Origin of the sequence: Oryzisolibacter sp. LB2S (assembly GCF_040732315.1) — a bacterium.
GTDB classification, from domain to species: domain Bacteria; phylum Pseudomonadota; class Gammaproteobacteria; order Burkholderiales; family Burkholderiaceae_C; genus Alicycliphilus; species Alicycliphilus soli.
Genome location: NZ_CP160388.1, coordinates 2,678,670 through 2,691,118 on the forward strand (window position 1 = coordinate 2,678,670; position 12,449 = coordinate 2,691,118).

Annotated in this window: 7 protein-coding genes and 1 tRNA gene; 5 read left to right on the forward strand and 3 right to left on the reverse strand. The window is 67.2% G+C overall.

Annotated features, from left to right (window positions below; all coding sequences use genetic code 11):
• Positions 1–3: 3 nt before the first annotated feature.
• Together ABUE11_RS12755 and ABUE11_RS12760 are read right to left on the reverse strand one after the other, a co-directional pair.
• The gene (locus ABUE11_RS12755) at positions 4–1,728 is read right to left on the reverse strand and encodes an iron ABC transporter permease (RefSeq protein ID WP_367065616.1); all 1,725 of its coding nucleotides are present in this window, start codon (positions 1,726–1,728) and stop codon (positions 4–6) included.
• Between the two features lie 186 nt (positions 1,729–1,914).
• Complete coding sequence (locus ABUE11_RS12760; protein ID WP_367065617.1) at positions 1,915–3,240, reverse strand: extracellular solute-binding protein; 1,326 nt, start codon at positions 3,238–3,240, stop codon at positions 1,915–1,917.
• A gap of 115 nt (positions 3,241–3,355) precedes the next feature.
• Here ABUE11_RS12760 and ABUE11_RS12765 point away from each other — a divergent pair, with 115 nt between their 5' ends.
• The 4 genes from ABUE11_RS12765 to ABUE11_RS12780 all read left to right on the forward strand — a co-directional run bounded on the left by ABUE11_RS12765 (position 3,356) and on the right by ABUE11_RS12780 (position 9,239).
• Complete coding sequence (locus ABUE11_RS12765) at positions 3,356–4,282, forward strand: alpha/beta hydrolase (RefSeq protein ID WP_367065618.1); 927 nt, start codon at positions 3,356–3,358, stop codon at positions 4,280–4,282.
• A 92-nt stretch (positions 4,283–4,374) separates the two neighbouring features.
• Positions 4,375–5,479 (forward strand): peptide chain release factor 2 gene (prfB, locus tag ABUE11_RS12770; RefSeq protein WP_367065620.1). Its coding sequence is split into 2 segments (ribosomal slippage): positions 4,375–4,455 and positions 4,457–5,479, totalling 1,104 coding nucleotides; the frame shifts between segments, so codons are not numbered across the junction.
• A 23-nt stretch (positions 5,480–5,502) separates the two neighbouring features.
• Positions 5,503–8,214, forward strand: coding sequence for an aminopeptidase N (gene pepN, locus ABUE11_RS12775; protein WP_367065621.1), 2,712 nt, complete (start codon positions 5,503–5,505; stop codon positions 8,212–8,214).
• 17 nt (positions 8,215–8,231) lie between these two features.
• Positions 8,232–9,239, forward strand: coding sequence for a class 1 fructose-bisphosphatase (locus tag ABUE11_RS12780; protein ID WP_367065622.1), 1,008 nt, complete (start codon positions 8,232–8,234; stop codon positions 9,237–9,239).
• A 171-nt stretch (positions 9,240–9,410) separates the two neighbouring features.
• On the opposite strand, the gene ABUE11_RS12785 is transcribed toward ABUE11_RS12780, so the two are convergent.
• Positions 9,411–9,486: transfer RNA gene (locus ABUE11_RS12785), tRNA-Thr, on the reverse strand.
• 197 nt (positions 9,487–9,683) lie between these two features.
• Here ABUE11_RS12785 and mutS point away from each other — a divergent pair.
• On the forward strand, positions 9,684–12,299 hold the full coding sequence (mutS, locus tag ABUE11_RS12790; protein ID WP_367065624.1) for a DNA mismatch repair protein MutS: 2,616 nt from the start codon (positions 9,684–9,686) through the stop codon (positions 12,297–12,299).
• Positions 12,300–12,449: the final 150 nt, after the last annotated feature.

Consider the following 12,449-nt stretch of genomic DNA (forward strand, 5'->3'; position numbering starts at 1 on the left):
GGCTCATGCCTTGACGGTGGATTGCACGGTGGCGCGCGAGCGCTCGACGAAACGGTGCGAAAAATAGGTACCCAGGCCCACGACGAGCACGGCCAGCACCCCCAGGGCTGCGCCCGGCCCGCGCCCGGCGATGCTTTGCATGTAGAGGTAAATGCCCAGGCTCATCGGCGCCTGGCTTTCGGTGGACACCAGCACCAGCGTGGCCGACAGCTCCACGGCCGCGGTGATGAAGCTGGTGACGAAGCCCGCCAGAATGCCGCCCGCCATCAGCGGCACGACCACGCGCCGCAGCGTGGACAGGCGCGACGCGCCCAGGCTTTGCGCCGCCTCCTCGAGCGACACATGCACCTGCTGCAGCGCCGCCATGCACGAGCGCAGCGCGTACGGCAAGCGCCGCACGGCGTAGGCCAGCATGATCAGCACCCAGGTCTGCACCAGCAGCCGGTCGCTGCCGGGCAGCGTGACGCCCTTGAACAGGCGCAGATAGCCAATCGCCAGCACCAGGCCCGGAATGGCCAGCGCGGCCGATGCCAGCCAGTCGAGCCACTGGCGCACCGGCAGGCGCGTGCGCAGGATCAGGTAGGCGATGGCCGTGCCCAGCACCACGTCCAGCCCCGCGGCCAGCAGGCAGTACAAGAGCGTGTTGCCCATCATGTGGCCGGCGTCGCCAAACACGGTGGCGTAATGCGCCAGCGTGTAGGCGTCGGGCAGCACCGAGTAGCTCCACACCTGGGCGAACGACATCAACAGAATGCCCGCGTGCGGCGCCAGCACGACGAGCAGCACCAGCAATATCCAGCCATAGGCGAGCACTGCCTCCCAGGCCGACAGGCGCCGCTTGTGCAGCGCGCCGCCGCCCTTTTGCAGCGTGGCGTAGTCGCGCCCCTTCATCACGCGCGCGGCCAGCCACAGCGCCAGGATGGAGAAGCCCACCATGATCACGCTGATCACATAGCCGAGCGGATCGTCCACCCCCACCGAGGTGATGCGCAGATAGGCCTGGGGCGCGAGCATATTGGTCACGCCCATGACCAGCGGCGTTCCCAGGTCGTCGAACACCTTGACGAACACCAGGGCCGCGCCGGCCAGATAGCCCGGCATGGCGAGCGGAAAGATCACGCGCCGAAACAGCCGCCAGCCGCGCGCGCCCAGGTTCAGCGCCGACTCCTCCATGGCGCCATCGATGTTGCACATGGCCGCCACGAGGTTGAGCAGGATGAACGGGAAGTAGTGGATGCTCTCGACGAAGGTCACGCCCACCAGGCCATCCATGATGGGAATGGTGATGTCGAACCAGTCGCCCAGCAGCAGGTTGACCGAGCCGCTGCGGCCAAAGATCAGCTGCAGCGCAACCGCCCCCACGAAGGGCGGCATGACGAGCGGCAGCACGCCCAGGGTCTGTATCAGGAGCGCGCCGCGGAACTCGAAGCGCACCGTGAGATAAGCCAGCGGCACGGCGATGACGCTGGCGAAGAAGGTGCTGGCCAGCGCCACCCACAGGCTGTTGAAGAAGGACTCGCGAAACACGAGCTGGCCGAAGAAGTTGCCGAAATGCCCCAGGGTGAGCGCGCCGCCCTCGGTGACGAAGGCGGTGTAGATCACCGTGCCCACGGGCAGCACGAGCAGGCACAGCAGAAAGGCCAGGATCAGGCCAAAGGCGATCCAGGGCCCGGGGCCGGCGTGGGCAAGGGCCCGGCGGGTGCCGGACTGCAGGGTGATTGCGGGCATACCTATCCTTGACTCAAGCAGCGCAGCAGTACCTTTTGCCCCCTGTCATCCCCGCGAACGCGGGGATCCAGGCACCACCCAGGTCATTGCTTCGTCACCGCTGTGGATCCCCGCGTTCGCGGGGATGACGATGGGTTTTGCAGGCATTGCGTGCAATCAACAGATATCGCTGCTTGAGCCTTCGGTTTACTTGGCGAGGCCGCGCGCCTCGTCGGCCAGCTGCCTGGCACGCTCGTAGTTGGCGCGCGCCTTCTCCGACCACAGCTGCTCCATGCCCGTGAGCTGCTTGGACACGGCCACGTCACGCCGGCTCTTGCGAAACAGCTCCAGGAACTCGGGGTTCTTCACGTTGTCCGCGCCCACGAGCGAGGTGTAGGCCAGGCTGCGCGCCTGCGCCAGCAGCTCGTTGCCACGCGCGTTGGGCCTGGCCTTGAGGGCGGCCGTGGCCTCGTGGATGGCCTTGGTCGCGGCCTGCAGCTCCTTGAGGCGAAAGGTCACCATCTGGTCGAACAGGCTGATCACCACGGGATAGCGCTGGCCCGACAGCTCGGAGTTGAACTGCACCTTGGCGCGCTTGGCGATGTCCTGCGGCACGGGGTAGCCGGCCGGGGGCTTGAGCATGGAATACGGCAGCATGGGCAGGCGCCCTATCTTGGGGTCGAACAGGAGCTGCTGGCCGGGCACGGACATGGTGAAGGCCATGAACTGCTTGGCCTCGCCGGCGTTTCTGGCACCCGCGACCAAGGCGATATTGGCCGGCACCACGGCCGTCATGCTCGGGTAGGTGAAGTCCACGGGATAGCCCGAGTACTTGCCCGCCAGCGCAAGAAAGTCGATCACGATGCCTATGCCGTACTGGCCGTTGTTCACGCCGTCGGGTACGGCAAAGCTGCGGTCGGTGACGGCGGCGGCGTTGCCCATGATCTGCAAGAGCTGCGTCCAGCCCTTGTCCCAGCCCTCGCCCTGCAAAATGGTCTCCACCGTGAGCTGGGTCGTGCCCGAGCGCGAGGGTGACGAGATGGCGATATGGCCGAAGTACTCTGGGCGCACCAGGTCGCTCCACTCCTTCGGGGGCGTGAGCTTGTGCGCCTTGAGGTAGCGCGTGTTCCACTCGATGCCGTAGCCCGCCAGCGCCTGGCCGTAGTACATGCCCTTGGGGTCGTTGAGCGGGTAGTTGCCGATCTTGGCCGGCGCACTCTTGTTCACCACCTCGGGCGCGCTCTGCAGCAGCTTGTAGCTGGCGAGCACCTCGAAGGCGTCGGGCGCGCTGGCCCACATGACGTCGGGGCGCTGGCCCTCGGGCAGCTCGCGGATATAGGCGACCGCGGCCGTGGTGTTCTTGTTCAGTATCTCGATCTTGATGCCCGGGTGTGCCGCCTCGAAGGCCTTCTGATAGGCCGTGGTCAGCTCCTTCGGAAAGGAGGTGATCACCGTTACCGTTCCGGCCGCCGCGGTCTGGGTCACTGCCCACAGACCCGCCGCCAGGGCCACGACACGAATGCTGCGCTGCATGGCTGTCTCCTCGTCATGGATATGGGCAGGCACTGTATCGCCCGGACGCAGCGCCTGCCAATCATGGTTTGCGCTGGCGCCCGCAGGCAAATGCCGAAGCGGAAATAATCCCACCATGTACAAAGCACAACGCACCGCCCGCACCGAAACCCTGCCCATCCGCACGCTGCGCTATCACGTGCGCCTGTGGGGGGACGCGCCTTCCGCGCTCCCGCCGCTGGTGCTGCTGCACGGCTGGATGGACGTGGGCGCGTCCTGGCAGTTCGTTGTGGACGCGTTCACCGAGGCCTTTGCCGCGGGGCGACTCATCATTGCGCCGGATTGGCGCGGCTTTGGCCATTCGCGGCTGGACTCGCCCTCGGACGGCTACCCGTTCGTGGACTACCTGGCCGATCTGGACCAGCTGCTCGACCACTATGCGGGCGAGCGCCCCGTGGACCTCGTCGGCCACAGCATGGGCGGCAACGTGGTCATGATGTATGCGGGCGCACGGCCGGCGCGCATCCGCCGCCTGGTGAACCTGGAGGGCTTTGGCATGCCCGCGACGCAGCCCGCGCAGGCGCCGGGGCGCCTCGCGCAATGGATGGACGAGATCCGCGCCTTCGAGCGCGGCGAGAAGGACCTCAAACCCTACGACAGCGCCGACGGCGTGGCCAAACGCCTCATGAAGACCAACCCGCGCCTGGCGCCCGACAAGGCCCTCTGGCTGGCGCGCCACTGGGCCGAGCGGGACGCACAGGGGCGCTGGCACATCCTGGGCGATGCCGCGCACAAGATCGTCAACCCCCTGCTCTACCGCGTGGATGAGGCCCTGGCGCTGTATGCGGCCATCACCGCCCCGGTGCTGTCCGTGCATGCCGCAGACGACAGTCTGGGCCAGTGGTACAAGCAGCGCTACAGCCTGCAGGACTACCTGCAGCGCCTGGCCCATGTGCGGGACTGCCGCACGGCCGTGGTGCAGGACGCGGGCCACATGCTGCACCATGACCAACCGCAGGCCGTGGCGGCGCTGATCGAGGATTTCGTGACCTCTGCCCGGTAGCCGCCCTGGCGCGCGACCGCCATCGCGCCCGAAGCTGCGCGCCATGAGAAAATCGCCGGTTATCTTTGAAGACACCGCACAGGACACACGCCATGGACGCAGAACACATCAACCAGATCGGCAGCACCCTCGAAGACCTCGCGAACCGCACGCAAGAGTTACGGAGGTATCTTTGACTACGATGCCAAGTACGAACGCCTGCGCACGGTCAACGCGGCACTAGAGGATCCCGCCGTCTGGAACGACCCCAAGAAGGCCCAGGAGCTGGGCAAGGAAAAGAAGTCCCTCGACGCTGTGGTGCTGACGCTGCAGAAGCTCGGCACCGAGCTCGCCGACAACGCCGAGCTCTATGAGATGAGCCGCGACGAGGAGGACGAGGCCGGCCTGCTGACCATCGAGGCCGAGACCGCCAAGCTGCGCCCGCTCATCGAGGAGCTGGAGTTCCGCCGCATGTTCGGGCGCGAGGCCGATCCGCTCAACTGCTACATCGACATCCAGGCCGGCGCCGGCGGCACCGAGGCCTGCGACTGGGCCAGCATGCTGCTGCGCCAGTACCTCAAGTACGCCGAGCGCAAGGGCTTCAAGGCCACGGTGGACGAGGAAACCCCGGGCGACGTGGCGGGCATCAAGAGCGCCACCATCCACATCGAGGGCGAATACGCCTACGGCCTGCTGCGCACCGAGACGGGCGTGCACCGCCTGGTGCGCAAATCGCCCTTCGACAGCTCGGGCGGGCGCCACACCAGCTTTGCCTCGCTGTTCGTCTACCCCGAGATCGACGACTCGATCCAGATCGACATCAACCCCGCCGACGTGCGCACCGACACCTACCGCGCATCGGGCGCGGGCGGCCAGCACATCAACAAGACCGACTCGGCCGTGCGCCTGACGCACATCCCGACGGGCATCGTCGTGCAATGCCAGGACGGTCGCAGCCAGCACAGCAACCGCGACGTGGCCTGGCAGCGCCTGCGCTCCAAGCTCTATGAGCTGGAGATGAGCAAGCGCATGGAGGCGCAGCAGGCGCTCGAAGAAACCAAGACCGACGTGGGCTGGGGTCACCAGATCCGCAGCTACGTGCTGGACAACAGCCGCATCAAGGACCTGCGCACCAACGTCGAAATCTCGGCCACGCAGAAGGTGCTCGACGGCGACCTCGATGCGTTCATCGAGGCCTCGCTCAAGCAGGGCCTGTAACGACAACACAAGGGACAAGCACGATGAAAGAAGGACAAGCCAAGGCCATACAGCGCCTGGACTACGCCGCACCCGCGTTCTGGATCGACAGCGTGGACCTGACGTTCGACCTGGACCCGGCCAAGACCAGGGCGCTCAACAGGATGCAGGTGCGCCGCAACCCGGCCGTGGCGCCGCAGAGCCTGCGCCTGCATGGCGAGGAGCTGAATCTGGCGCGCGTGCTGGTCAACGGCGCGGGCACCTCGTTCAAGATCGAGGAAGGCGAGCTGGTGCTGGAGAACCTGCCCGAGGGCAACGAGCCCTTCGCGCTGGAGATCTTCACCACCTGCGCCCCGATCAAGAACACCCAGCTCTCGGGCCTGTACGTGAGCCAGGGCACCTTCTTCACGCAGTGCGAGGCCGAGGGCTTCCGGCGCATCACCTACTTCCTGGACCGGCCCGACGTCATGGCGAGCTTCCAGGTGCTGCTGCGCGCCGACAAGGCGCAGTACCCAGTGCTGCTCTCCAACGGCAACCTGGTCGAGTCTGGCGACCTGGAGGACGGCCGCCACTTCGCCCGCTGGCAGGACCCGCACAAGAAGCCCAGCTACCTGTTCGCGCTCGTCGCCGGCAAGCTCGTCGCGCGCGAGCAGCAGATCATCAGCCGCGCCGGCAAGCCGCACCTGCTGCAGGTCTGGGTGCGCCAGGGCGACCTGGGCAAAACCGAGCACGCGATGAACTCGCTCATGGCTTCCATCGCCTGGGACGAGGCGCGCTTTGGCCTCTCGCTCGACCTGGAGCGCTTCATGATCGTCGCCACGAGCGACTTCAACATGGGCGCGATGGAGAACAAGGGCCTGAACATCTTCAACACCAAGTACGTGCTGGCCAGCGAGGCGACGGCCACCGATGTGGACTTCGCCAACATCGAATCCGTCGTCGGCCACGAGTACTTTCACAACTGGACGGGCAACCGCGTCACCTGCCGCGACTGGTTCCAGCTCTCGCTCAAGGAAGGCCTCACGGTCTTTCGTGACCAGGAGTTCAGCCAGGACATGGCGGGCTCGCCATCGGCGCGCGCCGTCAGGCGCATCGAGGACGTGCGCGTTCTGCGCACGGCGCAGTTCCCCGAGGACGCCGGCCCCATGGCCCACCCCGTGCGCCCGGACAGCTACGTCGAGATCAACAACTTCTACACCGTCACCATCTATGAAAAGGGTGCCGAGGTCGTGCGCATGCAGCACAACCTCGTGGGGCGCGAGGGCTTCGCGCGCGGCATGAAGCTGTATTTCGAGCGCCATGACGGCCAGGCAGTCACCTGCGACGACTTCGCCCAGGCGATCGCCGACGCAAATCCCGGCAGCCCGCTGGCCCAGCACCTCGAGCAGTTCAAGCGCTGGTACAGCCAGGCCGGCACGCCCCATGTGCAGGCCGTCGGCCAGTACGACGCCCAGGCGCGCCGCTACACGCTCACGCTGTCGCAAAGCTGCGCCGCCACGCCCGGCCAGAGCGACAAGCAGCCCTTCGTCATCCCCGTGGCCCTGGGCCTGCTGGGCGCCGATGGCCGCGCCCTGCCCCTGCAGCTCGACGGTGAGGCCACGGCCGGCGCCGCCGAGCGCACCGTGGTGCTGACCGAGCCCAGCCTCACGCTGCAATTCGTCAACGTCGACAGCCAGCCCGTGCCCTCGCTCCTGCGCGGCTTCAGCGCGCCGGTCATCCTCGACTGCGACTACAGCGACGCCGAGCTGCTGACGCTGCTCGCACACGACACCGACGCCTTCAACCGCTGGGAGGCCGGCCAGCGCCTGATGCTGCGCATTGCTACCAATGCAATAGCTGATGACGCTTTGCTGGTGGGCGCTGGAGGCCAAATCGACCAAAACCTCCTGCCCCCCGCCCTGGTGCAGGCCATGCGCGACGTGCTGCGTCACCCGCAGCTCGATGCCGCCTTCAAGGAGCTGGTGCTGACGCTGCCCTCCGAGGCCTACATCGCCGAGCAACTGCCCGTGGTGGACCCGCAGCGCGTGCACGCCGTGCGCGAGGCGCTGCGCCAGCAACTGGCCGTGCAGCTGCATGCCGACTGGGCCTGGGCCTGGGAAGAGCACCATGCCAGCGGCGCCTACCGCGCCGACGCCGTGAGCAGCGGCCGCCGCGCGCTCGCGGGCCTGGCGCTGACCATGCTGTGCCTGGCGGCGCGGACCAGCGGCGACACCCTCTGGCCCGGCAAGACCTATCAGCGCTTCAAGGATGCGGGCAACATGACCGACCGCTTCAACGCGCTGTCCGCCCTGGTCACGAGCGGCCATGAGCTCGCCGCGCCCGCGCTGGCACGCTTTCACGCCCTGTTCAAGGACGACGCGCTGGTGCTGGACAAATGGTTTGCCCTGCAGGCCGGCAGCACCGACCGCGGCGGCAACATCCTGCCCGCCGTCAAGGCCCTGATGAAGCACGCGGACTTCCAGATCAAGAACCCCAACCGCGCACGCAGCGTCATCTTCAGCTACTGCAGCGCCAACCCCGGCGCCTTCCATCGCCAGGATGCCGCGGGTTACGTGTTCTGGGCCGACCAGGTGCTGGCGCTCGACGCCATCAACCCCCAGGTCGCCGCCCGCCTGGCGCGCGCGCTCGACCGCTGGAGCCGCCTGGCCGAGCCCTACCGCACGGCCGCGCACGAGGCCATTGCACGCGTGGCCGCCAAGGCCGACCTGTCCAACGACGTGCGCGAGGTCGTCACGCGCGCACTCGCCACCGTTTGATACCCCGGAGAAACCGCATGAACAACCGCATTTCCTTCACCCGCTACCTGGTGGAGCAGCAGCGCGACCACGGCCGCATCCCGCCGCAGCTGCGCCTGCTGCTCGAAGTCGTGGCCCGCGCCTGCAAGCGCATCGCCCTGGCCGTGAACAAGGGCGAGCTCGGCGACGTCATGGGCACGGCCGGCAGCGAGAACGTGCAGGGCGAGGTGCAAAAGAAGCTCGACATCATCGCCAACGAGACGCTCATCGAGGCCAATGAATGGGGCGGCCACCTCGCCGCCATGGCCAGCGAGGAGATGGAAGGCATCTACGTCGTGCCCAACCGCTACCCGCAGGGCGAGTACCTCTTGATGTTCGACCCGCTCGACGGCTCCTCCAACATCGACGTGAACGTGAGCATCGGCACCATCTTCAGCGTGGTGAAAAAGCCCGACGACCACCACGGCGTCACGGTCACCGACTTCCTGCAGCCCGGCCACCAGCAGGTCGCCGCCGGCTACTGCATCTACGGCCCGCAGACCACGCTGGTGCTCACCGTGGGCGACGGCGTGGCCATGTTCACGCTGGACCGCGAGCAAGGCTCCTTCGTGCTCATCCGCGAGAACGTGCGCATCCCCGAGGACACCAAGGAATTCGCCATCAACATGAGCAACATGCGCCACTGGGACGCGCCCGTGCGCCGCTACATCGACGAATGCCTGGCCGGCAAGGAAGGCCCGCGCGGCAAGGACTTCAACATGCGATGGATCGCCAGCATGGTCGCCGACGTGCACCGCATCCTGTGCCGCGGCGGCGTCTTCATGTACCCCTGGGACAAGCGCGAACCCAACAAGCCCGGCAAGCTGCGCCTGATGTACGAGGCCAACCCCATGGGCTGGCTGGTCGAACAGGCCGGCGGCATGGCCACCAACGGCAAACAACGCATCCTGGACATCCAGCCCACCCAGTTGCATGAACGCGTAAGCGTCATCCTCGGCTCGAAGAACGAGGTCGAGCGCGTGACGAGCTACCACAACGAAGCCTGAGGCGCAGCCATGCCGCCGGCACCATCCGGCGGCGTTCCCCGACACAGAAGAACAGGAACAGGCCGTGGCTTCCACGGCCTGTTTTTTGTCGGGCGCCTGCAAACAGCCGGCGCAAGCGGCCAAAAGAAAAACCCCGCTATCTGAACAATAGCGGGGTTTTCTTTGCTGTCCTGGTGCCGGTGAGATGAATCGAACACCCGACCTTCTCATTACGAATGAGCTGCTCTACCGACTGAGCTACACCGGCGTTCGCACAAAATCGTGTTGCGCGAAGCCTTGCATTCTAGCGCAATTTTTCATTCATCCACAATTTTCGATGAGGGCAGCCCCAAGAACTGTTTGTCCCACGAGTCCGTGGCCCATGCGCAAGCCGGGGACAATCACACCCCTGTTTCAAGCCCCTGATCGATCACGCACGGCAGAGATCCCCTGCCCCGAATGCACATGACGCCACCCGACCTATCCGCGCACACGCCGATGATGGCGCAATACCTAGCCCTCAAGGCCCAGCACCCCGACACGCTGCTGCTCTACCGCATGGGCGACTTCTACGAGCTGTTCTACGCCGACGCCGAGAAGGCCGCGCGGCTCTTGGACATCACGCTCACGCAGCGCGGTCAGTCGGCCGGCCAGCCCGTGACCATGGCCGGCGTGCCGTTTCATGCGCTGGAGAATTACCTGGGCCGGCTGATACGGCTGGGCGAGTCGGTGGCCATTGCCGAGCAGGTGGGCGAGGTGGGTGCGGCCAAGGGGCCGGTGGAGCGCAAGGTGGTGCGCGTGGTCACGCCCGGCACGCTCACCGACAGCGAGCTGCTGTCCGACAAGAGCGAATCCGTGCTGCTGGCCGTACACCAGGGCAAGCGCGCGCGCTGCGGCCTGGCCTGGCTGGCCGTGACCCAGGGCGTGGTGCAGCTGGCCGAATGTGCGCTCGACGAGCTCGGCGGCTGGCTCGCGCGCATCGCGCCCAGCGAGCTGATCTACAGCGCCGGCATCACGCAGCGCTTCGAGGAGCAGCTTCAGCAGCTGCGCCAGGGCGGCGCGTTCACCTGCCCCATGAGCCTGCGGCCCGACTGGCAGTTCGACGGCGCCCTGGGCGAGCGCAAGCTGCTCGAACACCTGGGCGCGGCGAGCCTTCAGGCCTGGAACGCTGAGGGACTGACCGACGCCCACGCCGCGGCCGCGGCGCTGCTGCAATACGCCGAGCACACCCAGGGCCGCGCGCTCACCCACGTGCACAGCGTGCGCGTGCAGAAAAGCGATGCGCTCATCCACCTGCCGCTGGCCACGCGGCGCAACCTGGAGCTCGTCAAGACGCTGCGCGGCGAGGACGGGCCCACGCTGCTGTCGCTGCTCGACACCTGCATGACCGGCATGGGCAGCCGCCTGCTGCGCAGCTGGCTGCTCGAGCCGCGGCGCGATCGCAGCGAGGCACGCCAGCGCCTGGCCGCCACGGCCGCCCTGCGCGGCGCCGGCAGCGGCCAGGGGCCGTGGCAGCTGCTGCGCGAGGCGCTGAAGGGCGTGAGCGACGTGGAGCGCATCACTGCGCGCATCGCACTGCGCCAGGTGCGCCCGCGCGAGCTCGTGGCTCTCGGCAAGACACTACAAAAAGCAGAGCTTCTTGCGCAGAACAGTCAAGTGCCGGAGCCCTATTTGGCTCAAATCTTCAGCGCGCTGCAACCGCCCCAGGAGGCGACCGAGCTGCTGCGCACCGCGCTGCTGGAGGAGCCCGCCGCCCTGGTGCGCGACGGCGGCGTGATCGCCCCGGGGTTCGACGCCGAGCTCGACGAGCTGCGCGCGATACAGAACAACTGCGACGACTTTCTGCTCGACCTGGAGACGCGCGAGAAGGCACGCACCGGCATCCCCAATCTGCGCGTGCAGTTCAACAAGGTGCATGGCTTCTACATCGAGGTCACGAGCAGCCATGTGGACAAGGTGCCCGACGACTACCGCCGGCGCCAGACGCTGAAGAACGCCGAGCGCTTCATCACGCCCGAACTAAAGTCGTTTGAGGACAAGGCCCTGTCGGCCCAGGAGCGGGGCCTGGCGCGCGAGAAATGGCTGTACGAGCAGCTGCTCGACCGGCTCCAGCCCCATGTGCCGCAGCTCACGCGCCTGGCCCAGGCGCTGGCCCAGCTCGACGTCCTCTGTTGCCTGGCCGAGCGTGCACTCACCCTCGACTGGTGCGCGCCACAGTTCGTCGAGCACCCCTGCATAGAGATAGAGGCCGGGCGCCACCCGGTGGTGCAGGCGCGGCTGGCCGAGACATCCGCCGGCGCGTTCATCCCCAACCACACGCGCCTAAACGCCAACCAGCGCATGCAGATCATCACCGGCCCCAACATGGGCGGCAAATCGACCTATATGCGCCAGGTGGCGCTGATCGTTCTGCTGGCCAGCATGGGCAGCCACGTGCCGGCTGCGAGCTGCCGCCTGGGGCCCATCGACGCCATCCACACGCGCATAGGCGCGGCCGACGACCTGGCCAACGCCCAGTCCACCTTCATGCTGGAGATGACCGAGGCCGCGCAAATCCTGCACGGCGCAACGCCGCACAGCCTGGTGCTGATGGACGAGATCGGCCGCGGCACCAGCACCTTCGACGGCCTGGCCCTGGCCAGCGGCATCGCCACGCACCTGCACGACAAGACGCGCGCCTTCACGCTGTTCGCCACGCATTACTTCGAGCTCACCGAGCTCGCCGCACGCCACGCGCACGCCGTGAACGTGCATGTGGGCGCCACCGAGGCTGGGCACGACATCGTGTTCCTGCACGAGATCCAGCCCGGCCCGGCCAGCCGCAGCTACGGCATCCAGGTGGCCAAGCTCGCCGGCGTGCCCGCCGCCGTGCTCCACCACGCGCGCCACACCCTGGCGGCGCTCGAGGAGCGCGCCGGCGAGGACGAGCTGCAGGTGGACCTGTTCGCTCCGCCGCCCGCGCCCGAGGTGCGGGCGGTGAGCGCCGTGGAGGCTGCGCTGGCGCAGCTCAACCCCGACCAGCTCTCCCCGCGCGAGGCGCTCGATGCGCTCTACCAGCTCAAGCGGCTGGCACCACAGTGATGTAGTTCAACCGCCCACCAGCGCCCGTCCATTGGGCGCTTACAGCTATTGTTTAAGTAGCTAAGCCCATTGACAGACACCCCGCCGTCATCCCCGCGAATGCGGGGATCCATGGCGGCCACCAATGCGTGGTTCGGAAGACCTGGATCC

Excerpts from the sequence above, each read along its gene's own strand:
- ABUE11_RS12765 (WP_367065618.1), top strand. The coding sequence starts at position 3,356 with ATGTACAAAGCACAACGCACCGCCCGCACCGAAACCCTGCCCATCCGC.
- ABUE11_RS12760 (WP_367065617.1), bottom strand. The coding sequence starts at position 3,240 with ATGCAGCGCAGCATTCGTGTCGTGGCCCTGGCGGCGGGTCTGTGGGCA.
- ABUE11_RS12755 (WP_367065616.1), bottom strand. The coding sequence starts at position 1,728 with ATGCCCGCAATCACCCTGCAGTCCGGCACCCGCCGGGCCCTTGCCCAC.
- mutS (WP_367065624.1), top strand. The coding sequence starts at position 9,684 with ATGACGCCACCCGACCTATCCGCGCACACGCCGATGATGGCGCAATAC.
- ABUE11_RS12780 (WP_367065622.1), top strand. The coding sequence starts at position 8,232 with ATGAACAACCGCATTTCCTTCACCCGCTACCTGGTGGAGCAGCAGCGC.
- pepN (WP_367065621.1), top strand. The coding sequence starts at position 5,503 with ATGAAAGAAGGACAAGCCAAGGCCATACAGCGCCTGGACTACGCCGCA.